Source organism: Sulfurospirillum sp. 1307, from assembly GCF_054408545.1.
In genome coordinates this window covers 992,825-1,016,323 of record NZ_CP176011.1, presented here as the reverse complement: position 1 = coordinate 1,016,323, position 23,499 = coordinate 992,825, and the positions used below count along the sequence as shown (strand labels likewise).

The 23,499-nt window shown below is 28.0% G+C and carries 22 protein-coding genes; 12 read left to right on the top strand and 10 right to left on the bottom strand.

Annotated elements, in window-relative coordinates; all coding sequences use genetic code 11:
* Window positions 1–32 precede the first annotated feature (32 nt).
* Genes ACKGJI_RS05220 through ACKGJI_RS05180 form a run of 9 tightly spaced genes read left to right on the top strand, consistent with a single transcriptional unit; the run spans window position 33 to window position 8,557 of the window.
* Window positions 33–1,550, top strand: coding sequence for a hypothetical protein (locus ACKGJI_RS05220; protein ID WP_458701522.1), 1,518 nt, complete (start codon window positions 33–35; stop codon window positions 1,548–1,550).
* A 2-nt stretch (window positions 1,551–1,552) separates the two neighbouring features.
* Window positions 1,553–2,197 carry a hypothetical protein gene (locus ACKGJI_RS05215; RefSeq protein ID WP_458701521.1) on the top strand — a complete coding sequence of 215 codons (645 nt, stop codon included), beginning with the start codon at window positions 1,553–1,555 and terminating at the stop codon, window positions 2,195–2,197.
* Window positions 2,194–2,607, top strand: a complete 414-nt coding sequence (locus ACKGJI_RS05210; protein WP_458701520.1) for a hypothetical protein — start codon at window positions 2,194–2,196, stop codon at window positions 2,605–2,607. Before ACKGJI_RS05215 ends, ACKGJI_RS05210 begins: the two co-directional genes overlap by 4 nt.
* Entirely contained in the window at window positions 2,576–4,066 is a 1,491-nt protein-coding gene (mshL, locus tag ACKGJI_RS05205; protein WP_458701519.1) for a pilus (MSHA type) biogenesis protein MshL, read from the top strand. Before ACKGJI_RS05210 ends, mshL begins: the two co-directional genes overlap by 32 nt.
* Window positions 4,059–4,865: an AAA family ATPase gene (locus tag ACKGJI_RS05200; protein ID WP_458701517.1), complete on the top strand. Its 807-nt coding sequence runs from the start codon at window positions 4,059–4,061 to the stop codon at window positions 4,863–4,865. Before mshL ends, ACKGJI_RS05200 begins: the two co-directional genes overlap by 8 nt.
* Window positions 4,858–5,775: a CDC27 family protein gene (locus tag ACKGJI_RS05195; protein WP_458701516.1), complete on the top strand. Its 918-nt coding sequence runs from the start codon at window positions 4,858–4,860 to the stop codon at window positions 5,773–5,775. The genes ACKGJI_RS05200 and ACKGJI_RS05195 overlap by 8 nt, the downstream gene beginning before the upstream one ends.
* On the top strand, window positions 5,765–6,316 hold the full coding sequence (locus tag ACKGJI_RS05190) for a hypothetical protein (RefSeq protein ID WP_458701515.1): 552 nt from the start codon (window positions 5,765–5,767) through the stop codon (window positions 6,314–6,316). The genes ACKGJI_RS05195 and ACKGJI_RS05190 overlap by 11 nt, the downstream gene beginning before the upstream one ends.
* Window positions 6,317–6,320: 4 nt before the next feature.
* Window positions 6,321–8,069 (top strand): GspE/PulE family protein, encoded by a 1,749-nt coding sequence (locus ACKGJI_RS05185; protein ID WP_458701514.1) that lies wholly within the window; start codon window positions 6,321–6,323, stop codon window positions 8,067–8,069.
* The gene (locus ACKGJI_RS05180) at window positions 8,066–8,557 is read left to right on the top strand and encodes a type II secretion system F family protein (RefSeq protein ID WP_458701513.1); all 492 of its coding nucleotides are present in this window, start codon (window positions 8,066–8,068) and stop codon (window positions 8,555–8,557) included. The genes ACKGJI_RS05185 and ACKGJI_RS05180 overlap by 4 nt, the downstream gene beginning before the upstream one ends.
* A gap of 31 nt (window positions 8,558–8,588) precedes the next feature.
* Here the strand turns inward: ACKGJI_RS05180 and flgH are convergent, their stop codons facing one another.
* From flgH to ACKGJI_RS05130, 10 genes are all read right to left on the bottom strand, one after another.
* Window positions 8,589–9,299, bottom strand: coding sequence for a flagellar basal body L-ring protein FlgH (flgH, locus tag ACKGJI_RS05175; protein WP_458701512.1), 711 nt, complete (start codon window positions 9,297–9,299; stop codon window positions 8,589–8,591).
* A gap of 27 nt (window positions 9,300–9,326) precedes the next feature.
* A complete protein-coding gene (locus tag ACKGJI_RS05170; protein WP_458701511.1) occupies window positions 9,327–10,517 on the bottom strand; it encodes an acetate/propionate family kinase in 1,191 nt (396 codons plus the stop codon).
* Window positions 10,517–12,604, bottom strand: a complete 2,088-nt coding sequence (gene pta, locus ACKGJI_RS05165; protein WP_458701510.1) for a phosphate acetyltransferase — start codon at window positions 12,602–12,604, stop codon at window positions 10,517–10,519. Before pta ends, ACKGJI_RS05170 begins: the two co-directional genes overlap by 1 nt.
* A gap of 152 nt (window positions 12,605–12,756) precedes the next feature.
* The gene (locus tag ACKGJI_RS05160) at window positions 12,757–14,127 is read right to left on the bottom strand and encodes a Mur ligase family protein (RefSeq protein WP_458701509.1); all 1,371 of its coding nucleotides are present in this window, start codon (window positions 14,125–14,127) and stop codon (window positions 12,757–12,759) included.
* 56 nt (window positions 14,128–14,183) lie between these two features.
* Window positions 14,184–14,456: an acylphosphatase gene (locus tag ACKGJI_RS05155; RefSeq protein WP_458701508.1), complete on the bottom strand. Its 273-nt coding sequence runs from the start codon at window positions 14,454–14,456 to the stop codon at window positions 14,184–14,186.
* The gene (locus ACKGJI_RS05150; protein WP_458701507.1) at window positions 14,443–15,159 is read right to left on the bottom strand and encodes an alpha/beta fold hydrolase; all 717 of its coding nucleotides are present in this window, start codon (window positions 15,157–15,159) and stop codon (window positions 14,443–14,445) included. The genes ACKGJI_RS05155 and ACKGJI_RS05150 overlap by 14 nt, the downstream gene beginning before the upstream one ends.
* Before the next feature lies 1 nt (window position 15,160).
* Window positions 15,161–15,370: a prevent-host-death protein gene (locus ACKGJI_RS05145; RefSeq protein WP_458701506.1), complete on the bottom strand. Its 210-nt coding sequence runs from the start codon at window positions 15,368–15,370 to the stop codon at window positions 15,161–15,163.
* A 1-nt stretch (window position 15,371) separates the two neighbouring features.
* On the bottom strand, window positions 15,372–16,409 hold the full coding sequence (locus ACKGJI_RS05140) for a D-alanine--D-alanine ligase (RefSeq protein ID WP_458701505.1): 1,038 nt from the start codon (window positions 16,407–16,409) through the stop codon (window positions 15,372–15,374).
* Between the two features lie 4 nt (window positions 16,410–16,413).
* A complete protein-coding gene (ruvA, locus tag ACKGJI_RS05135; protein WP_458701504.1) occupies window positions 16,414–16,974 on the bottom strand; it encodes a Holliday junction branch migration protein RuvA in 561 nt (186 codons plus the stop codon).
* A complete protein-coding gene (locus ACKGJI_RS05130) occupies window positions 16,971–18,890 on the bottom strand; it encodes a flagellar assembly protein A (RefSeq protein WP_458701503.1) in 1,920 nt (639 codons plus the stop codon). Before ACKGJI_RS05130 ends, ruvA begins: the two co-directional genes overlap by 4 nt.
* Window positions 18,891–18,980: 90 nt before the next feature.
* On the opposite strand from ACKGJI_RS05130, the gene murJ reads away from it, so the two are divergent.
* Genes murJ through ACKGJI_RS05115 form a run of 3 tightly spaced genes read left to right on the top strand, consistent with a single transcriptional unit; the run spans window position 18,981 to window position 23,480 of the window.
* Window positions 18,981–20,381 (top strand): murein biosynthesis integral membrane protein MurJ, encoded by a 1,401-nt coding sequence (murJ, locus tag ACKGJI_RS05125; RefSeq protein WP_458701502.1) that lies wholly within the window; start codon window positions 18,981–18,983, stop codon window positions 20,379–20,381.
* Complete coding sequence (cysS, locus tag ACKGJI_RS05120) at window positions 20,368–21,759, top strand: cysteine--tRNA ligase (RefSeq protein ID WP_458701500.1); 1,392 nt, start codon at window positions 20,368–20,370, stop codon at window positions 21,757–21,759. Before murJ ends, cysS begins: the two co-directional genes overlap by 14 nt.
* Window positions 21,756–23,480 (top strand): ABC transporter ATP-binding protein, encoded by a 1,725-nt coding sequence (locus tag ACKGJI_RS05115; protein ID WP_458701499.1) that lies wholly within the window; start codon window positions 21,756–21,758, stop codon window positions 23,478–23,480. The genes cysS and ACKGJI_RS05115 overlap by 4 nt, the downstream gene beginning before the upstream one ends.
* Window positions 23,481–23,499: the final 19 nt, after the last annotated feature.

Genomic DNA, 23,499 nt, shown 5'->3' with positions numbered 1-23,499 from the left:
TAAATAAAATTTTACTAATTTTAGGTAGAGATATGTCAAAAAAAAGTAATGTGCAGAATTTTTCTGAAATTGTTTCGATAGACCCTATATCTTTGCAAGCATATAGTTACTTCAAAAATGAAATGAAGCTTATTAACCTAAAAAAGGTTAAAAAAGATTCATTTTTTGTATCTTATATTCAAAGCAAAGATGTAATCAGCGCAACTGTTGATATAAGTAGAAATATCCCAGATAGTGATTTAAAAGATGCTATTGAAATAAAAGTTTATGATGAACTTGGACTTGACCCTGCAATAGAATACACCATCACCTATCTTGAAACAGAAACAAACGACACAAAAAATAGAGTTTTTAATGTTTTTGTTATAGATGCATCAATTGTAAAATCTCAACTTGGAGAAATTAGAAAAAAAACAAGATATATAGATTACGTTACAACTGCACCATTTTTAATCAGCTCTTTATATAAAAAGTCATTAGTAGAAGCTGAAAGTACTGATTGTTTTGTTTATTTTCAAAAAAATGATGCTTTTTTGGCAATTTATAGAAATGGCGAATACCTTTACTCAAAATCACTTCATTATTCACTAAATGAACTAAATGAAAAATTTTGTGAACTTATTGGTGAAAGAATTGATGAAAAAGAATTTTTTAGGCTATTAACTACTGAAGGATTAAAAAGCACAAATGCATCTTATCAATCCTTTTTAATGCAACTTTTTGGGGAGCTATTTTTATATATAAATGATGTAATATCTTTTGCAAAGCGCTCATATGATATTGATAGTATTGATAAAATTTATATTGGTTCTGAAGTTGGAGTTTTAATTGGTGCAGATGAGTATGCAAAAAGCTACTTAGGACTGGAATCATTTGAATTTAATTTTTCAATTGCTATTAATTCCAAAGAGTGGTATGTAGACCAAATACATGTGCTAATGGCTTTGGCAGCTCAAGTTTATTTTGATGAAAAAGATGATAATTTAAATTTTTCTATTTTTAAAAGACCCCCTGCTCTATCAAATAGACCTGTAGGAAAACTACTTGCTGTTATTGCATCTAGTATTTTGATTTCTTCTGCCTATCCAGCTTATCAATATGGGTATGAAAAGTTTCTTCAAATAAAAATTGATAAAGCACAAAGCGAATACAAAAAGATAAATAAAGAAGCAAATTCTATAAGGGCGAAAATTGCTAATATAAAAAAACAAAAAGCAAAAATTACTGAACTAATAAAAAAAGAGTCAGAAAAATTAGAGTTTAGAAAGAAACTACTTACTCAAATGCATAATAAAAAAGTAAACTACCCCATGAAAGCTATTATGCTTACAGAATTACTAGAAATATCAAACAAATATAATTCTAAAATTTCTTCTATAATATATGAAGAAAATTCATTGAAATTTAATATACAAAATAAAAGCGAAAAGAAAATAACAGAGTTTATAAAAGAATTAACAAATTTGAAAAAATATAAAATAAGTACTGATAAAATTGCAAAAGATAAAGAAAAAAATCTTTATCTAAGTACAGTATTAATAGGAATATAATCATGGATAATATTGGTACGCTAGATAAAATTGACAACTATCTTAAAAATAAAAAAGCTAGTGAATTATCACTCCTTTTTCTTATTATTTTTGTAGTTATAGGATTTTTGATATATTCTTATATTTTTCCAATTACAGAAAAACAGTTAAATAGAACGGTGAAAACTCATAAAACCGTACAATCACAACTTGCTCAAGAAAAAGCATACATGCTCTCAGTTAGCAACAATGGTGATAAAAATTTTCTTGTAAAAAAAATGAGCAATGAATTGAACCAAGAAAAAATGAGCCTTGAAAATATCACTTATGCTAACGCATATGTTGATACAAAGCTAAAAAATCTATCTTATCTTTTATTTAATGATAAAAACTGGGCAAAATTTTTAGATTCAATAACTTACTTGGCTCAAGAATATAATATAAACTTGAAACTATTAAATAATAGTTTTTTTGAACCAAATCTTCAAGAGATAAAACAAGTACTAACTATAAAATTAGAATTTAATGGAGATTTTAAAAATATTTTAAAATTCATTAATAAATTAGAAGAGAGTAAACTTGTTGTAGATATAGATCAAATAACACTCGAGAGTACCAATACAATCAATGGTTCTTTAGATATTGCAGTATGGGGGATGAAGTATTGAAAAATCTAATTAAAACAATCACCTTCTCATTGTTAATAACAACTATTTGTAATGCCAATAATTTAGATGAATATAATAATTTATTTAATGAAATTGGCCAAAAAAGAGTTGGAATTGATGAGAAAATGATAGATAAACTTAAAAACCCATTTGTTATGAAAAAAGTATTTGTAGATAAAAAAGACAATAACTCTACTTCAATTGAAAAAAAAGAAACTTATATTCTTAGTGGTATATTTGATAAAAAAGCTAAAATTAATGGCATATGGCATGAAATTGGTAATGAAATAGGTAATTATAAATTATTAAATATTAAAAGAAGAAGTGTCATCATAGGTAATGATCACTATAAACAAGAACTTTTTATAAGGAAAAATAATGTTAGTAAAATCAAATTTTCTTCAAAGTAAATATTATATATTTTTTATAGCTTTATTAGCTATATTGATTCAACCATCAAATGTTTATGCAAATAAGAGTTGTGATTATAGGGTTTTTAATATCAAAACAAGTGATAAAGTAACAAGTCTAGAGTTACTGTCACAATTAGCAGATAGCTGTGATTTTAGTTTAGTAATAAAAGACAATTTTGCTGCAGACTTAGTGAAAAAAGAGTTATATGGTGTAAATATTAAAAATATGACTCTTGAAGAGATATTTGACCTTCTAATTTCAGATAATGATTTGTATTATGAATACAATAAAAACTTTTTAAAAATTTCAGCTTTACAAACTAGAACTTTTAAAGTTGATTATATTACATCAGTAAGGCAAGGAACAGCAAATATTGATGCATCTGTTGATATTAAAGTAACTGAAGGTGATACTACAACAGCTGCTACAGGAAATGGAGATAATGTTATAACTTCTAATGATACATTTGATTTTTGGGGAACAGTTCAAAACGAAATATTATCTATGATGAATACTGGAGAAGAAGACTATGTAGCAAAAGCTCCTATAGTAAATCAAAATGCTGGACTTATAACAGTTACTGGTACAAAAAATCAATTAGATAGAGTTGCAACCTATATAGATGATTTACAAGATAGATTACATAAACAAGTTCTTATTGATGTTAGTATCTACTCTGTATTGCTAAATAATGCAAACGAAAGAGGAATTAACTGGTCAAAATTTAATTTAAATTTAACACATGATTCTAGCTTTACAAATAGTGCTTCAAACACTGCGCAAGACCAAACTCCAATTAGTTCAAACCTAGTATTTAATAACACAATTGTAACTTCTACAGAGGCAGCATTTTCTGTTGCTGGGCTAATAGATTTCTTAGATACAAATGGAGTAACTAAAGTTGTTTCAAGTCCAAAAGTTTTAACTATGAACAATCAACCAGCAATTATTACAGTGGGGGATAATATCAATTATAGAATTGCTCAACAAACAGATAATACTGATACAAATTCTGTTACAGTTACCTACAACAACTACTCTATATTTGTAGGAGTTCTTTTAAATATAACTCCAGAAATTACAAATGATGGACAAATAATTCTTAGAATAAACCCATCAGTTAGTAGTTTAAAAAATGAAAGTGACTTAAGTACCAATAGTATTAGAGAAATTGCTCCTGATACAAAAGAAAGAAAGCTTTCAACTGTAGTAAAAGTTCACAATGGAAATACAATTATACTAGGTGGATTAATAGCAAGGTCTGTTTCAAATGACAGATCTCATGTTCCAGTACTTGGTGATATTCCAATATTTGGAGAAGCTTTTAAATACAAAGGAACAAGTGAAGCAACTACTGAATTGGTTTTTGTAATTACTCCTAGACTAATTGGTCCAAAAGATGATACAAAAGCGACATTAAAAGATCTGGGTTTTTCTAAGAAGATATATGAATAATAATTTTACTGAATTAAAAGAAATATTTGTAGATGGACAAGTATTTGATTATGTAAATTTAGATAAATCTACTCAGGCCTATGAGAGGTTGGCTCAAACATTAGACAAACCTCTCAAACTAATACTTTTTTTTGGAAAGCCTGGAACTGGAAAAACTTTTCTTTTACAAAAAATCTACCAAGATTATAAAGACAAAAAAAAGGTCATATTTTTTCCTAGACCTTTTTTTGAAGAAAAAGAGTTTTTAAAAGTTCTGTATGAAGAAGTATTTAAAGAAGAATCTCCTGACTTTTCTGGATATGATAAATTCTTATCAATAGCTTCTAAAAAACTTGGAGATAAAGACTCAGTTACAGTACTTTTAGATGAAGCTCAACTTTACCCTGAAGAGCTAATTGAAAAGATTAGATTAATGGCTGATTCTAGAAAATTTAAATTTCTTTTTACTGTTCATAAGACAGAAGAAGAAGATGTTCTAGCAAAAGACTATTTTCAAACAAGAATATGGGAAACAATTGAATTACACAATTCTAATTTAAATGAAGTTAAAACTTATATTGAAAAGAAGCTACTTTTCCATAATAAATTCGAATATCTTTCACTCTTTAAAGATACACACTATAAAGTGATTATGAAATTAACAGAAGGTAATTTAAGGACAGTTAATAAATTATTATTTAAAATGTTTGAAATTTTAGAATACTATGATAAAAACAAGCCTTCTAAAATTAGAGGAAAATCATTGCATACCAAATTTTTGGAAATGGCAGCTATTAACTTAGGAATGATTAATGTTTAATGCTGAAGATATAATTGAACTTGAAAAAAAATGGTTAAGATATAAAATAAAACAAAAAATTAAAAATTACTCTATATTTTTATTTTTAATATTAATAATTTTATCTAGTGTATATTTTTATTTGAATTATTCAAAATTTCAATATTTTTTTACAAAAAAAGAGATTAAAAACATAGAGATTGTTAAAAATGAGCCTAAAAGTAAAGAAATTGTAAAAAAAGAAATCAGTAAAATTGATAAAAAACAAATTACAAAAGTTACTATTAATGAAGAAAAAACCAAGCCTATTGTTAACAAAAAAGAAACTACAATAGATAAAAACTCAACTACAAAAAATTCTTTACATGTAGAAGATAATATTTCTAAAGTTATACCAAACAAAGAGTTAACTAAAAAACAAGAGCCTTATAGCTTTAAATTAATAGCATCAAATGAGCTTAATGAACTGTTTTCATCAAGTGGAGAATTGCTTTTTAATCCTCCTTATGTTAAAGTAAAGAAAGCAGTTAAAGAAGAGTCTCTTGAAAAAAAACAAGTTTCTTTAAAAAATACATCACATATTAAAAAAGAAAAAAGTAGCAATATATCAATAGATATGAAAGAAATTGATACAATTGCTTATTTAAAAGAAAAATTTTATAAGACTTCTAGTGTTGTATTTGCTCTAATGATAGCGGAAGAATACTACAATCAAAATAAATATAAAGATTCATTAAAATGGTCTCTTATAGCAAATGATGTAGACTCTTTAAATGATAAAAGCTGGTATTGGTTTGCAAAATCAAAGATTAAACTTGGACAAATTGATGATGCAAAAAAAGCTTTAAATGCGTATTTAAAACAAAATAAATCAAAAAGGCTAAGTATGCTTTTAAATAAAATTCAACATGGAGATTTAAATGGTTTATAAATTTGTATTGATTATTTTTTTAATGATGAATTTTTTATATGCTACTAACAAAGATGATATCATAAAATTATATCAAGAAAGAAACTATAGAAAAGCTTGCCTAAAAGCTGGAGATTTATATAACAAATATAAAGAAGATGAAGATTTTTTAAGTATGTACGCAGATGCTTGTATTCAAGAAGATATGATAAATAGAAGTATACTTCCTATTATCAAACTTTATAAAACTCCAAAAGCTAGAGAAAATGCAGCTTATTTTGCAACAATCTTGTATCAAAAAAAGCTTTTATATCATGCACTTGTTGATGATGTTGATATATCCTATGTAAACTTACCAAAAACTAAATATATTTTATCTATTATATTTAGTAAATTTGTAAGTGGTGATTATGAATATAAAAATGGTACATATTGGTTTAATGATGAAAATGATGAGAGCATAAAGTATAAACTCTCTGTTGAAACTCACCAAAATGCAAAAAAAATTTTTTTAAGAACTTATAAAGATAACAAAATTATAAAAGTTAGAACATATTGGTAATAAGATGGAAGATAAAACAAAAAAAATTTTAAGCTATTTAATTCAAAATAGAATTATTGATGAAAATAGTGCTAATGAAATATCAGAACAACTTAAAAACTCAAAAGAAATATTAGGTGATATATTAATTAAAAATGGCTATTTTTCTAAAGAAGATTTACTTGTTTTAATCATAGAGTTTTATAAAAAGGGATACTTAACTCTAGAAGATATAAATAATCATTTTGCAATTCAAGTAGAGTTTTTTCTGCAAGAACTTGCAAAAAATTTAAAATTGGAATATTTAGATTTAGATTCTGTTGATATTGATTACAGCATGCTCTCAAAACTTCCATTTGGACAATTAAAAAAATTTGGAGCACTTCCAATAAAAGAAGATGAAATAAATATATACATAGCCCTAATGAATCCAATGGATATGAATGCCCAAGAAGGTGTTCAAAGAATATTTCCAAGGAAATTAGTAAAATATATAATTGCTGAGCCTTTTCAAATAGAAAAACATTTAAATAAAGCAGAAATGGGAGAAAGCATTAAAGGGCTTATTTCTGAAATTAGAAAAGAGTTAACTTCTAGTGCTGCTGAAAATCCACAAGAATCTTCTGGAATTTTAAAACTTATTGAAATAATTCTAAAAACCACTATTTTAGCTGGGGCAAGTGATATACATATAGAGCCTACTGAAAATAATTGTGTTGTAAGGGCTAGAATTGATGGAATGTTGGCTGAAACATTTATCTTTGATAAAGATATATATCCTCCATTAGCTTCAAGAATGAAACTTTTATCCAATATGGATATAGCAGAGAAAAGAAAACCTCAAGATGGTAGATTTTCCGCTACTATCCTAGGAAGAGAATATGATTTTAGAATTTCAACTTTACCAATTTTAAATGGCGAATCAATTGTTATTCGTATTCTTGATAAATCAAAAGTTATGATAAAACTTGAAGAATTGGGAATGCATGAAGATAATTTTGATAAATTCAATAAAGCAATGCATGCACCTTATGGTATTATTTTTGTTACTGGGCCAACTGGAAGTGGTAAAACTACTACTTTGTATGCAGCCTTAAATGCTATTAAAAATGTACAAACTAAGATAATTACTGTTGAGGATCCAGTTGAGTATCAATTAAATCTAACTCAACAAGTTCAAGTCAATTTGAAAACTGGCCTGACATTTGCTAGTGCTTTAAAATCTATACTAAGACAAGACCCTGATATCATTATGATTGGTGAGGTAAGAGATCAAGAAACTCTAAGAATAGCAGTTCAAGCTGCTCTTACAGGTCACTTAGTTTTTTCTACACTACATACTAATGATTCGGTAAGCGCTATAACAAGAGTTATGGATATGGGGATTGAGCCATATCTTCTAAGTGGTTCACTAGTTGCAATAGAAGCTCAAAGACTTGTAAGAAAACTTTGCCCATATTGCAAAACAAAAATAACTCTACCAAAATCAACTTTAGAAAAAATTAAAGATAAACTACCAGAAAATTATCAATTTTATAAACATAATGGCTGTGAAAAATGTGCTCAAACTGGCTATAAAGGAAGAGAAATGCTTTCAGAGATATTACCTATAAGCGAAACTCTTTCTAGTATGATTGCAAATGGAGAGAGTAAAAAAAATCTTCTAGAACAAGCTATAAAAGAAGGTTTTACTGATATGTTTACAGATGGTATAATGAGAGCTGCAAAGGGTATAACAACCCTAGATGAAATAATAAGGGTGGCAAAATCATGAAATACTACGAAATAACCTCAATGTTCAAAGGTAAAAAAGTATTCAAGACAATTAAGGCGCCTAACAAAAACGATGCTCTTGCTATGGCTAAATCAAAAGCATCTGGAGTTGTAATAAGCGTTAAAGAAACTTCAGCACCAGTTGAAGATCAATTAGCTAATCTTAAAGACAATATTTTAGGATCTTTTACAAAAAAAAGTATCAAAATGAAAGATTTGATTGCTGCAATCAGGCAATTAGCTGTCATGACAAATGCAGGAATTTCAATCCATGATAGTATAAAAGAGGTAAAAGAAGCAACAGTTGATAAATCACTAAAAGAAATATTTGCTCAAATTGATGATGATTTAAACTCAGGTCTTAGTTTAACCGAAGCAATGATGAGTTTTAGGTACGAACTTGGTGATGTCACAATAGCAATGGTTCTATTGATGGCACTTGGTATTTTTATGCCTATGTGGGATATGGCTCAAGCTGTTAAAAACTAAGAGTTGGTTAAACCAACTCTTAAATTTTGTATTAAAATGGCCAAATTGCTTCAACAAATTTTGAACCCCAAGGTTTCTTGGTGGCTCTATCAATTTCACCTTCAGTTTTATATAAAATTTTAGCATCTGCAATATATTTTGAGTTTATAGTATTGGTTTGGTCAATATCATATGGTCTAATAACGCCACTAATCTGAATTATTTGTTTTTCACCATTTACAAGTAGTTCTCTACTTCCTTCAATAAAATAATTTCCATTATTCAAAATTTTAATTATTCTAGCTGATATTGTTGTTGTAAATGATTCATTTCTACTATTTTTTCCTGAACCTTTATAACTATTGGTTGAACCTGCTTCAAAACTAACATTTCCTAGTTTATTAAAAGCATTTGTTACTGTACCAACTGTGGAATCTCCACCCTTATTTGTTATAACTCCTGCACCTAGAGAATCCTTGTTTTCTTCACTTAGAGTTTTTTGTCCAACTGAACTTTGGGCAATGTTTTCACTTATAACTATTGTTACTATATCGTTTACATTCATCGCCTTTAAATCAGAAAAAAGAGGATTATCTCCTTTTCCAAAAATACTTCCTGGATTTGCAATAGATTGCTGTTTTGTTTTAGGAGGAAGTTGTTCTACATAAGTAGGTGGTTTCATCTCAATTTTTGGATCAACTGGATGAGTAGAACAACCTATAAACATCACTCCTATCAAAGTTACACTTGTAACTAATTTCATATATACTCCAAATTGCTTTTTTATCAATTAAGCAATTTTAGTTCCTAAAAGCTTCTCTGTTTGAAGTGCAATTTCTAATTCTTCATTTGTAGGAATAACAAGTACTTTAACTTTACTATTTTCTTTAGAAATTTCTACTATCTCTCTAGCTTTTACATTGTTTTTTTCTTTATCTAATTCAATTCCTAGATGCTCTAAATTTTCACAACATCTAGCTCTGGTATCTATGTCATTCTCACCAATTCCACCAGTAAAAATTATGCAATCTAGTTTTCCTACTATAGCACTGTATGAACCGATATATTTTTTTATACGATATGCGAACATATCTAAAGCCAGCTGAGCTTTTTTATCTCCACTTTCAGCCATCTCTTCAATTTCACGCATATCATTACTTCCACAAATACCCTTTAAACCACTTTTTTTATTTAACATATTGTCTAAATCATCAATATTTAAGTCGTGTTTTCTTGCTAAATAAAAAAGAATTGCCGGGTCTAAATCACCACTTCTAGTACCCATAATAAGCCCTTCAAGCGGAGTTAATCCCATGGTAGTATCTATACATTTGCTATCTTTAACTGCTGCCATACTAGCACCATTTCCAAGGTGTAATGTAATAGTATTTAACTTCTCTTTATTAAGGTATTTCATAGCTGCTTTTGTTACAAAATGGTGAGATGTACCATGAAATCCATATCTTCTTACATGATCTTTTTCATACACTTCATATGGTAGGGCATACATGTAAGCATACTCAGGAATTGTAGCATGAAAAGCTGTATCAAAAACAACTACTTGTTTAATACCAGGACACAATGTTTTCATAACTTTAATTCCATCTAAATTTGCTTTATTGTGTAAAGGAGCTAGTGGAATAAGGTTTTCTATCTCTTTTTCAACAATATCATCAACAACAACAGGTTTAGAAAAATCTTTTCCACCATGAACAACTCTGTGTCCAACACCAGCTAATTCACTTATATCACTAATAACTTCACTTTTAATTAAAAGATCATTCATCAAACTTAATGCACTTAAATGATCTTTGATTTCTTTATTCTCTTCTATTGATTTGCCATCATATTTTATTTTAGCATGAGATTCACTTTGACCAATTTGCTCTATTATTCCACTTGCAAGAGATTTTTTTGTTTTCATACTAAAAAGTTGAAATTTTACTGATGAGCTTCCAGAATTTAGTACCAATATTTTCATTATTTATCTCCTGAGTTTTCTTGAGCTTGGATAATGGTAATTGCAACAGTATTTACAATATCTGCTACTAAACACCCTCTACTTAAATCATTTACTGGTTTTTTAAGGCCTTGTAAAACTGGTCCAATTGCTACTGCTCCTGAACTTCTTTGTACAGCTTTGTAAGTATTGTTTCCTGTATTTAAATCAGGGAAAATAAACACTGTTGCTTGTCCAGCAACTTTAGAACCTGGAAGTTTTTTACTAGCTACTTTTGGATCAATTGCTGCATCATATTGAATTGGTCCTTCTACTAGGATATCAGGTCTTGCTTCTTTTACTTTTTGAGTTGCAATTCTAACTTTTTCTACATCCTCTCCTTGTCCTGAATTACCTGTTGAGTAAGAAAGCATTGCTACTTTTGGATCAATTCCAAATATTTTAGCAGTATCAGCTGATGACATTGCAATTTGTGCTAATTGATCAGCATTTGGATCTTGATTTACAGCACAATCACCATAAACTAAAACTTTTGTATCTAAACACATAAAAAACACACTTGAAACTATTGAAATACCAGGTTTTGTTTTTATAATTTGAAGAGCTGGTCTAACTGTTTCTCCTGTTGTATGACTTGCACCTGAAACCATACCATCGGCATACCCAAGATGAACCATCATAGTAGCAAAGTAAGATACATCATTCATCATATCATGTGCTGTATCTTTAGTCATACCCTTTTTCTTTCTAAGTTCATAAAACTCTTGAGCAAATTCTTCTAGATACTCTGATTTTGAAGGCTCAATGATTTCAGCTTTACTTACATCTAAACCTAAAGATGCACTTCTATGCTCAATTTCATCCCTGTTTCCAAGCAAGATTATGTCAACCACATCTCTTCTTAGTAAAATTTCTGTTGCTCTTAAAACTCTTTCATCTTCACTTTCAGGAAGTACGATTCTCTTTCTATCAGCTCTTGCCCTTTCAAATAAATTATATTCAAACATAATAGGAGTAATACTTTGATTAGAAACTAAACTGATTTTTTCTTCTATTTTTTTCAAATCAACATTTGAAGCAAATAAACCTTGAGCTAGAGCTATCTTTCTTTCGCTATTTACATTTATCTCAGCAGGTACATCTTTTACCTTCATAGCCGTTGTATATGTATCATCATTAACACTTAGTATTGGCATAGGAAATTCGCTGATACCTTCAAACAAATTTCTAATAGTACGACTAGGTGTCATACCTCCAGTTAGTAATAAACCAGCAATATTTGGATAATTTCTTGATTTGATTGTAGAAATTGAGCCAACAATAATGTCTGCTCTATCTCCTGGAACTATAATTAAATCACCATCTTCTATGTGCTCCAAAAAGTTTTCTAGCTTCATAGCAGCAATTTTACTTTGTCTCACTACTCTTTTTAAATCTTTTTGCTCTCCTAAAACCAACATACAATTTAAATTTTTCATAACTTCACCAATCGTTGGCATATCGAGTTCAGGAGATTCTGGTAAAAAATATGTAGGAATATTCGTAATAGTATTTGATAACTTAGACAATACATCTTCTGATAGCCTATTTGCAAATGTTGCAAAGTGTGAACAGCCAGATTTTTTTATAACATCTGATTCTATTTGTATCTCATCTATAATTTCTTGAGCACTCTTATCTTTGCCCTTTAGTACACTAATAACTGGACTTCCAATATTTTTAGCAATTATAAGATTTAAATCAAAATCCAAAGATTGCGTAAGAGATGCTTGATTTAAGCCTTCAATCAAAATAAAATCATATTTTTTTTCTAACTGTTTAAACTTTTCTATTAAATTTTCTATCAATTGATTTAGTTTATTTTCTGCAATCATAGCTTCAGCTTCATGAACAGTATAGCCATATGCATTGGAATATCTCATATCTAAATCATATCTCTCTAAAACAAAATCTATATCATGATCTCTGGATTCTTTTCCCTCAATAATTGGCCTAAAAAATGCCACTCTATTCACCCTACTCTTTAGAAGTTCCATCATACCCATAGTAACTATCAAGCTACCTGCTGCTCTTTCCAAAGAAGAGATATAAAGACTCTTTGCTTTCATAAACAACCTTCCTTCTTATAAACAATTCAAATATACTAGAATTGTTTTTAAATTTAAAATTATTTTAAAATGATATAGCAATAGTATAAAATTTATATAACGAAAATAAAACAATTAGTAAATTTTAATCATTTTCTAAGATTAATTGTCGATTACATAAAGCTTGGAGTATCATTAGAAAAAATTATAAGATCACCACCAAATGTATTTTCTTGTAAAACTTCTTCTATTTTTGATTTATCTTTTACAATTATTTTTTCACTCTTTTTAATGTTTTTATCTAAAATATCAATATTTATTTTTCCAGTCAATATTACCAAATCAAAAACTTCGTCAATTTTTTTAGCCAACTTTTCATTTGCTTCATCAGTACTTTCAACAATACCTGGAGTTACTATAACTTTTCTACCTTCATAAGATGAAACTAAATCATAAGAGCTAGTCATGCCTTCTAAATTTCCATTGTAGCTATCATCTATGATGATTTTCCCTCCAGCTTCTATTTTTTGCAATCTATGCTCAACACTTTTTAGAGATTTTACTGCTTTTTTTATATCTTCAATACTCATGAACTCTTTTGCTATATTAATGGCTGCTAATATATTAATGGCGTTAAAACTACCAAGTAGTGGAGCTTCAAAAAGTTCTTCATTATCATTAATTTTGACTTTAAAAATTAATCCATCTAAAGTTGAGTTTACTTCCTTTAATTCATCTCCAAAAATTCTAACTTTATCATTTGGCTTAACATTTGCACTTTTATGCACATAAGCGATTTTTAGCCTATTTGATTCTATTAGCTCCATTTTTGTATTTCTTATATTTTCTAAAGTCTTAAAATATTCAAGATGTTGTTCGCCAATAACTCCTACAATTGCATACTGATGATTGATAAGCCTAGAAATTTCAGCAATATCTCCTTTTAACCTAGCGCCAGCTTCTACAATGTAAAAATCTAAATTTGAAGGTAAATTTTCATTTATATCTTTTATAATTCCTCCGATAGTATTTACACTTTTGGGTGTTTTATAGCAGTTGTATTTTATACTTAAAATTTGATATAAAAAATTCTTGATACTTGTTTTTCCATAGCTTGCAGTAATTGCAATTATTTTTAATTCTTCTTGATTTTCTAGTTTCTTTTTTGCTTCTTTTTTATAGCCTAAAAAAAGTATTTTCTCAAACATAAAACTAGTGAAAACGGCAACAAATAAAGGCAAAATTACACCTAATTTTTGGCATCTATCTAAGCTAAAACATAAAAAATCTTGAAAAATTACTGCTAAAGTTAAAAACAGAAAAAATCTTTTAACTCTATTTGTAAAAACAAGTTTTTTATCTAACTTTTTGTACCAAAACACTAAAGTTGGAAGATACAATAAAAAAAGATAAATTGGAAAAAATTTTCCACTTAAATAATAAACAAAAATTGGAACTACAAAAAACAATAAATGCCAATCATATCTTTTATAATTAAAAACAACTCTTTCAAGCTTATAGCTGTACCACTGAAGTGCGCTCATTGTGTAATATGCTAGCAAAAAAATAAAAATAAAGTGAAAAATAAAATTATAAATAATCATCTAATTATCCTAAAATCTTCAAAATCTTCAAAATCAATTTTTTTACACTTTACATCTTTCACTCTTGAAAATGTACTTCCTTCATATAATTTACTTATAAAAAGTTCTAATTCACTTTGATATTCAACATTTATAACAACTTCAACACTTCCATCTTCTAAATTTTTAACATAACCAACATAACCCAAAGTATTTGCAACCTCACTAACATATTTTCTATACCAAACACCTTGGACTTTTCCATAAACTTTTAGTTTATATGTTTCCATCTATACTCTTTGCAATAAAATTTGATTGATTTAAAAAGAAGAAATGATCTCCTTGTAGAGGGAAAAATTTACTATTATCTATCAGATTTGCTATCATTTGTCCACTTTTAAGTGGAGTAGCCATGTCTTCTTTTCCCCAAAAAATAAAACATTTTGAATTAATTTTTCTAAAAATTTCTCTAAAATCTTCATCAACAACATTTTTTAGTATTTCATACATTATTTGACTCATTCCACTAACATCTTCACTAGCAAAATATTTATAAAACCCTTTAGGTACAATATGCTTAAAAATTTTAAAACATTTTATTTTTACTCTAACTTTAAAAGATTTTTTACGAACGATTCCTGCACTACTTAAAAGAACTAATGTTTTGGGATTTAATAAAGCTGCAACCTTACCTCCAAATGAGTGTCCAACCACGCAATCAACTTCTACATGTAAAGATTTTAAAAATAGTCTTACAATATTTGCATAATCTTGCGTACAAATCACTTCTTGAATATCTGAGTTTCCAAATCCAGGCATATCTAAGTAAATATGCTTATAACCAGCTAAAGTACTCTTAAAAGCTTGTTTCATTATCTCTTTATTACTTCCCCAACCATGTAAGAAAAGTATGCTTTTTGTATTTTTTGGATTTAAAATTTCATAACTTAATGAATACTCTTTAGAATTATATATAATTTCTCTACTGGCCATATTACTTCTTGGTTTTTTGATATATTTTTTCTAATATACTAACAGCTTCACTCATTTTTTCATATGTCTCAAGTGGTATCATAACTGCTTCAAATCTGTTATTTTTAACAATAACAAGTTTCTCTTTTTCTCCACTTGTAAGTGCTTTTAATTCTGATGAAAAATTTCTAACAATATCTGTTGCACTTACTATTTCATTGGGAGAAAACATACTATTTTCCTTTTGCAGCTTGGATTGAATTTATATATTTATATTGAGCTGGTACTTTTACCTTTTTTGGTAAAGATTTTGATAACTTTTTAATAACATCATCAAAATCATCAAACAAATAATTAGCCATACTTCCTGGAATTGGATTTATTTCGTTTATATAAACACCATCGTCATGTACAAAAAAGTCACATCTTATGAGTGAACCTTTAAAAAATGGCTCATACAAACTTATAAAAGATTCTTTTAATTTTTTTATCATGTCTTCACTCAAAGAGGCTTCATTAACTCTTTTTGTTCTTGAAAAATCCAAATATTTTTTATCAAAATCTAAAAATTCTTCTTTAATTGGCTCTTCAATTATAGAAAATCTATACTCATCTCCTATTTTACAGCCAGCTAAGTTATACTCTTTTATGCCTTTGATAAATGGTTCAATTATTACTTGATTATCAAACTCAAAAGCAACATCTAAAGCATAATCAAGTTCACTTTCATTTTTCACTATACCAATACCAATAGAACTTCCTAGTCTTGTTGGCTTTATAATAAATGGATATTTGATTTTTATATCTCTTTTATCATTTTTATTTAGGCTTTGATACTCTAAAACATGGACACCATTTTCTTTTGCATACTCTTTAGTTAAGAGTTTATTGTAACTAACAACACTAGCTTCAACTCTAGGACCGATATAAGCTACATCAAAAAAGTCCAAAAGAGCTGCCATTTTACCATCTTCACCATCTGCTCCATGAATCAAATTTATACAAATATCAAAATCAACTTTTTTTTCACCCAATAAACTTTTGATAAAAAATCCACCTTTTTTTAATTCTAATTTTTTATCTTTTTTATACTCACCGCTACTAAATCTTTTTGAAGTTATTTTATCAGTTGGTATCAAATAAAAGTTTCTTTCATAATCACAAAAAATATAAACTAAATTTGCTTTTAATACTTTTTTTAAAGCAATTGCACTTACTATGCTTATTTCATGTTCAAAACTATTTGCTCCAAAAACTATCCCTATTGTCATAAATCTATCCTAATTTTTTTAGTGCTTCTTTTATTAAACTACTTGTATCTTCTGCTCTACATGTAGAAAGTATTTTTTTAACTCTATCTTTTTTAAATCCCAAGCTCTCTAGTGCCATCATAGCTTCATTAAATGTACTATTTGTACTTAATCCATCGGTATTGCTATCTAAGCTAAAATCACTAAGCTCAACCAATATCCTCTTAGCACTCTTTGGACCAATACCTGGTACTTTTTTAAATGCTTCAATATTGTTTGATGTTAGTGCGCTTGAAAAATCACTAGGAGTTAGAGTTGAGCAAACTGCTAAAGCAGTTGATGGACCAACCCCGTTTACTTTGATAAGAGTATCAAAAACTATTTTTTCATCTAAATCTATAAATCCATACAAATTATTTGCATCTTCTCTGATAATTTGAGTTATATGTAAACTAATATCACCCAATTCTACTTTTGAAGAACAAAACAAAGAAACATTTATCTTGTATGTTAAACCTGCATTTGTTTTTACATGTAAAAAAGTCGGCTCTTTTTTTACTACTTTTCCATCTATCGCTATAATCAATTGCTATACTCACTCGAACGCTTTATCTCAAATCCTTCATCAGCTGTCTCTTTTAGAGTAATTTCTCGTATGATTTCATGCTCCTTTGTATTATAAACTTTCTCAATTGGAGGAGATATAAGTTTAAATTTTATCTCATTAAATTCTTTCCAAGGAGAGTGGTTTATAATTTTTGCAGAGAAAATTCTATTTTGAACTTGAGCTAAATCCTCTTTTAAATTTTGTATTTTTAACTTTTTATTTTTATAATCATTCAAAGATAAATTATAATCAGTTACCATCTTTTGAAAATCTTTTAACTTTTTCAAAAGAGTTAATGGCGGCTTTTTACCACTTGATTTAAGCTCTTTTATCTTCTCTTGAACCATAGAAATTGTTGGTTTTATTCTATCTAAAGTTCTCTTTTTCTCTTCTAAAACTTTTGGTATTTGCTTGATTTTAAAAGAAAGATTTTCTATCTTACTTTTAATTTCTTCAATTTCTTTATTAAACTCTTTGGTTGAGCTTGGGTCAATAATTAACTTATTGTTTGTTCCTTTTAAGTTTTGAATTTCTATTAAATCAGAAGAAATAATTACAGCATTTGATGTAAGTTCATCTATATTAACAGTTTTAGCAATAATTTCTCCACCAATCGCCTGCTTCACGTGAACATCATCACCAACTATTTTTCCACCTTCTAATCTCTCGACTTCTATTTGACCTCCAATTACCACGCCTCTATGCATAGCAATCTTTGCTTCTTTAGATTCTATATGTGAAGTTTTATGAGTTTGTCCACCAATAGTAATTTTTTCTGTTTTAATTTTGGCACCACTACCAACATTTCCTTCAACATTTAGTTCATAAGTCTCAACACTCATACCAGGACCTACAGCATCTTTAAAAACATCACTCTCTTTTATATTGATTATAACTTCTGAATCTAAATCAGTCTCTATTGAACCAGTTGATTTGAAGCTTACTTCATCTACAACCATTTCATCTCTTATATCATATGTTCCATTTTCTTCTACAACATATCCATTTTTATTTGCAATATATTTTATCTTTTCATCATCTTCTTTTTTGATAATGTTTTCAGTAAAATTAATTTGTATTTCATTATCATCATTAGGCTCTTCAACAGCTAAAAATTTACCTTGACAATTTCTACCAGGAGTTCCAAGTTTTGGTTTTATATACTCCATTATACAATCATCTTTTGAAACAGCTAAAACATAACCTCTTTTAGAGTAATCAACTCTTCCATTAGTATCTTCAGCAGATACATTTTGCTTGTAATGATAGATAAATTCATCGTTAACTGGCTCAACAGGATCAATTCCCTTACATGCAATAAATTGAATATCTTCATTTAAAAAACCATTTACTCTTACACTAGAAACAAGTTTTTTTACCTCTTTATACATATCTTCATCATTAAATCCGACCATCACTCCAGCTTTAATTTTTTTCTTATTGATTTCTTCGATGATGTCATGTTCTAATTTTGAATAATATTTTAAATCTAAATCTTTTTTTATTGTGCATACTACTTTGGTAAGTAACTTATTTGCTCCTAAAACTATGGAAGGCAAAACTTTTTTATCATGTAAATTTGTATTAAAAATCTCTACTTTATAAAGTTGTCTTATTTTTAAATCTTTGTTTAGTAAAAAATCTTTATCTTTAAATTTATCTAGTACTTCTTTATCAGCTTCAATCCAACCTTCATCTCTTGTAATCATAACTTGTGTTTTGGTTTTTAGTATATTAAAATCAAGCTCATTTAAAGATATTTTTTTTGAAACAGATATACTTTTTAACTCTCTTGGAATATTATCACTCTCTACTACAATAGATTTAAATTCCTCTTCTTGTTCAACATCTTTAACTTTAGAGTTTTTTTCTTTATCATTACCAAATAATCCCATTCTTTACCTTCGAGACAAAATTATAAGCTTCATTATACAATAAAAAGTTTAATTATGCACTATTTAACCATTAACTAGATAAAATAGCGCATGATTTTTAAAAACTTTTTTACAAACAGCATTGGTATCTTAACTTCGCGTATTTTTGGTTTGCTTCGTGACCTTCTTAGTGCATCAATCCTTGGAGCAAATATATACAGTGATATATTTTTTGTGGCATTTAAACTTCCAAATCTTTTTAGAAGAATTTTTGCTGAAGGTGCATTTACACAAAGTTTTATACCATCTTTTACTAAATCGGCAAATAAATCAGTTTTTACATATAAAATTTTTACAAAATTTATAATTTTTCTACTTTTGCTTTCTCTTATAGTCACAATATGTAGTGATTTTTTTACAAAAATAATTGCTTATGGCTTTGATGAAAAAACCATTAATATTGCCTCACCTTTAGTTGCAATAAACTTTTATTATCTTCCATTGATTTTTAGTGTAACTTTTTTAAGTGCCCTACTCCAATACAAAAATCATTTTGCAACAACTGCATTTGCTACAACTCTTTTAAACATATCTTTAATTGGGGCATTGCTACTAACAAAAGATTTGAGTAAAATCGAGATAGTTTATGCTCTAAGTTATGCAGTCTTAATTGGTGGATTTCTTCAAGTTCTTGCTCATATAATAGCTATAAAAAGAAAAAGTCTTTTTAAAATCTTTAAATTTGGATTTTTATATCGAAAAAAAGAGATTAAAAAAGAGGAAAAAAGTTTTTTCAAATCATTTTCACACGCAATTATTGGAAATTCTACTGCACAAATTTCAGCTTTTTTAGATACTGCAATTGCTAGTTTTTTAAGTGCAGGAAGTATAAGTTATCTTTATTATGCAAATAGAGTTTTTCAACTTCCTTTAGCACTTTTTGCAATTGCACTTAGCGTTGGAATTTTTCCTAAAATTGCTAGGTATATCAAAATAAAAGATGAAAAAAAATCATTTAAACTATTTAAAGATGGTTTTTGGATACTATTTTTCTTGTTATCTTTTTCTACAATTGGGGGCATTATTTTAAGCCAAGAAATAGTTAAATTACTCTTTCAAAGGGGAGAATTTAGCCAAAATGACACCATAGAGAGTGCAAAAGTTTTAAGTATGTATCTAGTTGGATTGATTCCATTTGGACTATCTAAGCTATTTTCTCTTTGGCTATATGCTAATCACTTGCAAAAAAAAGCTGCAAAAATATCTTTGTATGCACTTGGTACAAACATAATATTATATGCGCTACTTGTAAAACCACTTGGAGTTAGTGGATTAGCATTAGCAAGTTCTGGTGGAGGCTTTGTTCTTTTGGGATTTACTATTCACTCATTTGGTATAAAAAAGTTTTTAGATATAATGCGAGACAAAAAAATATTTATTTATATTTTAAGTATGAGTATTTTTATACCTATACTCTTATATTTTAAGGAAATTATTGATGGTTATTTATGATTCGGTACAAAAAGAAAAAGTACCATTTATACCTATAAAAGATGGTAAAGTAAAAATTTATGTTTGTGGACCAACTGTTTATGATGATGCTCATTTAGGACACGCAAGAAGTGCTTTAGCTTTTGATTTGTTAAGAAGAGTTTTTGTATCGTTAGGATATGAAGTTACATTTGTAAAAAACTTTACTGATATTGATGATAAAATCATCAATAAAATGAAAAATAGCGGAAAATCACTCGAAGAAATCACAAATTTTTATATACAAAGATACAAAGATGAAATGCACAAAATTGGTGTAATAGATGCTGATATTGAGCCAAAAGCAACTAATACAATCGAAGAAATTATTGTCTTTATAGAAGATTTATTAAAAAAAGATATTGCTTATGTTACAAGTGATTCAATCTATTTTGATACTTCAAAAGATGAAAAATACTTAAGCCTATCTCATATGCAAATAGATGATGCAAAGGCTAGAGTTGAAGAAAACAATGAAAAAAGAGATCAAAAAGACTTTGCTCTTTGGAAGTTTTCAAAACCAAACGAGCCAACATACAAAGCTTCTTTTGGAGATGGAAGACCTGGCTGGCATATAGAGTGTAGTTGTATGATAGAAAAACACTTAGCATATGATGGGGATTATCAGATAGACATTCACGCAGGTGGTGCAGATTTACTTTTTCCACATCATGAAAATGAAGCAAGTCAAACAAGATGTAAAAGCAATCAAGAGTTATCAAAGTACTGGATGCACAATGGTTTTGTAACAATAGATGGCGAAAAAATGAGCAAATCTCTTGGAAATAGTTTCTTTTTAAAAGATGCTTTAAGTGTATATGATGGTGAAATTTTGAGATTTTATCTTCTCTCAACTCATTATAGAGCAAATTTTAATTTCAATGAGGAAGATTTACTAAATAGTAAAAAAAGATTAGATAAATTATACCGCCTTAAAAAAAGGGTTTCTGAATCATGTGATTCTACATGTAACAAAGAATTTAAGCAAAAACTGCTTGATGCATTAAGTGAAGATTTAAATATATCAAAAGCACTTAGCATAGTTGATGAAATGATAACTTTAGCAAATGAAAAACTAGATTTAAACCCAAAAGACAAATCGCTAAAAAATGAAATTAGGTCAAATTTAGGATTTTTAAACACACTTTTGGGCATTGGATATAAAAACCCATATGAGTACTTTCAACTAGGTCTTAGTAAAGAAGAAAAAGATGAGATTGAAGATTTGATAAATCAAAGAAGTGATGCAAAAAAACAAAAAGATTTTAAAAAAGCAGATGAAATTAGAGATATTTTAACTTCTAAAAACATTGCTATCATGGACACTCCTAATGGCACTCTTTGGGAGAGAATTTTATGAAACCTAATGAAGGTTTAAAATTAGTATTAAAAAGATTTTCTCCATATTTTAAAGATTATATAACATATTTTATCTTAGCTATTATTGGTATGATTTTAGCTTCAAGCGGGACAGCAGCTTCTGCTTATCTTGTTAAACCTCTTTTAGATAAAATTTTTATTGCAAAAGATGCTGATATGTTAAGACTTCTTCCATATGCCATCATTGCAGTATATATTGCAAAAGAAGGTGGAAGATATATGCAAAGCTATTATACTAGCTATATCGGACATGATATAATCAGAAGATTTAGAGATAAAATTCTAGCAAATTTATTGATACAAGATATTTCTTTTTTCCATAAATATAGAACTGGTGAACTAATAAGTAGAAATACCAATGATGTTGAAAGAGTAAGAAGCGTAGTTAGTAATCTAATTCCAGAATTTTTTAAAGAAATTTTTACAATCATTGGTCTTGTTGGAGTTGTTATTTATCAAAGTCCAACTCTAGCATTTTGGGCTTTGATTGTACTTCCTTTAGCTATTATTCCACTTAGTAAGTTAGCTAAAAAAATGAAAAAAATTTCTACAAAATCACAAGAAAAGATAAGCGATATAACAGCTAAACTTAGTGAAATTTTTAACAATATTGAAGTAATCAAAGCAAATAATGCTCAAAATTATGAATTAGAAATATTTAAAAAAGAAAATAATAAATATTTTGGCATAACAATAAAATCAGTAAAAATAGCTCAATTAGTAAGCCCGATGATGGAAGTATTGGGAGCTATTGGAGTTTCAACTGTCATTATAATTGGTGGATTAGAAGTTATAGAAGATAGAATAACTATGGGTGCATTTTTTTCATTTTTAACTGCTCTTTTTATGCTTTACACCCCACTGAAAAAACTATCAAGCTTATATAATCAACTTCAAGAAGCAGTAGCAGCTAGTGAAAGAATATTTTTTCTACTTGATCACAAACCAAGTATAATCGGAGGAGACAATGAGGTTCCACAAGAGATTGAATCGATTGAATTTAAAAATGTAATTTTAAAATATGGCGATAAAACTGCACTAAATGGTATCAATCTAAAGGCTACAAAAGGAGAATTTGTGGCACTAGTAGGAGATAGTGGAGGAGGAAAAAGCTCTTTAGTAAACCTCATTATGAGATTTTATGATCCAGATAGTGGTGAAATTTTGATAAATGGCATAAATATAAAGGAATTTAGTCTAAAAAGTCTAAGAGAATCTATTGCAATTGTAACTCAAAGAGTATATATATTTAATGACAGTGTAGCTGCAAATGTAGCATATGGAAAAGAGATTGATGAAACAAAAGTGACAGAAGCTTTAAAAAAAGCAAATGCATATGATTTTATAAGCGAATTAGAAGATGGGATTTATACAAAACTTGATGAGTTTGGAACAAACCTATCAGGTGGACAAAGACAAAGAATAGCAATTGCAAGGGCAATTTATGTTAATCCACAAATACTAATATTTGATGAAGCAACAAGCGCTCTTGATAGCAAAAGTGAGAAGAAAATTACACAAGCTATGCAAAATATTGTTAAAGATAAAATTACATTTGTTATTGCACACAGATTAAGTACAGTACAAAAAGCAGATAAAATTGCTGTATTAAAACATGGAAAAATTGTAGCTATTGGAAATGATGAAGAATTAAAAATAAGCAGTGACGAGTATAAAAACCTAAAAGGTCTACAAAACTAATCTACATGTAAACTTCTAC

Coding starts and splice junctions, on each gene's coding strand:
- ACKGJI_RS05220 (WP_458701522.1), top strand. CDS start 33: ATGTCAAAAAAAAGTAATGTGCAGAATTTTTCTGAAATTGTTTCGATA.
- ACKGJI_RS05215 (WP_458701521.1), top strand. CDS start 1,553: ATGGATAATATTGGTACGCTAGATAAAATTGACAACTATCTTAAAAAT.
- mshL (WP_458701519.1), top strand. CDS start 2,576: ATGTTAGTAAAATCAAATTTTCTTCAAAGTAAATATTATATATTTTTT.
- ACKGJI_RS05200 (WP_458701517.1), top strand. CDS start 4,059: ATGAATAATAATTTTACTGAATTAAAAGAAATATTTGTAGATGGACAA.
- ACKGJI_RS05195 (WP_458701516.1), top strand. CDS start 4,858: ATGTTTAATGCTGAAGATATAATTGAACTTGAAAAAAAATGGTTAAGA.
- ACKGJI_RS05190 (WP_458701515.1), top strand. CDS start 5,765: ATGGTTTATAAATTTGTATTGATTATTTTTTTAATGATGAATTTTTTA.
- ACKGJI_RS05185 (WP_458701514.1), top strand. CDS start 6,321: ATGGAAGATAAAACAAAAAAAATTTTAAGCTATTTAATTCAAAATAGA.
- ACKGJI_RS05180 (WP_458701513.1), top strand. CDS start 8,066: ATGAAATACTACGAAATAACCTCAATGTTCAAAGGTAAAAAAGTATTC.
- flgH (WP_458701512.1), bottom strand. CDS start 9,299: ATGAAATTAGTTACAAGTGTAACTTTGATAGGAGTGATGTTTATAGGT.
- ACKGJI_RS05170 (WP_458701511.1), bottom strand. CDS start 10,517: ATGAAAATATTGGTACTAAATTCTGGAAGCTCATCAGTAAAATTTCAA.
- pta (WP_458701510.1), bottom strand. CDS start 12,604: ATGAAAGCAAAGAGTCTTTATATCTCTTCTTTGGAAAGAGCAGCAGGT.
- ACKGJI_RS05160 (WP_458701509.1), bottom strand. CDS start 14,127: ATGAGCGCACTTCAGTGGTACAGCTATAAGCTTGAAAGAGTTGTTTTT.
- ACKGJI_RS05155 (WP_458701508.1), bottom strand. CDS start 14,456: ATGGAAACATATAAACTAAAAGTTTATGGAAAAGTCCAAGGTGTTTGG.
- ACKGJI_RS05150 (WP_458701507.1), bottom strand. CDS start 15,159: ATGGCCAGTAGAGAAATTATATATAATTCTAAAGAGTATTCATTAAGT.
- ACKGJI_RS05145 (WP_458701506.1), bottom strand. CDS start 15,370: ATGTTTTCTCCCAATGAAATAGTAAGTGCAACAGATATTGTTAGAAAT.
- ACKGJI_RS05140 (WP_458701505.1), bottom strand. CDS start 16,409: ATGACAATAGGGATAGTTTTTGGAGCAAATAGTTTTGAACATGAAATA.
- ACKGJI_RS05130 (WP_458701503.1), bottom strand. CDS start 18,890: ATGGGATTATTTGGTAATGATAAAGAAAAAAACTCTAAAGTTAAAGAT.
- murJ (WP_458701502.1), top strand. CDS start 18,981: ATGATTTTTAAAAACTTTTTTACAAACAGCATTGGTATCTTAACTTCG.
- cysS (WP_458701500.1), top strand. CDS start 20,368: ATGGTTATTTATGATTCGGTACAAAAAGAAAAAGTACCATTTATACCT.
- ACKGJI_RS05115 (WP_458701499.1), top strand. CDS start 21,756: ATGAAACCTAATGAAGGTTTAAAATTAGTATTAAAAAGATTTTCTCCA.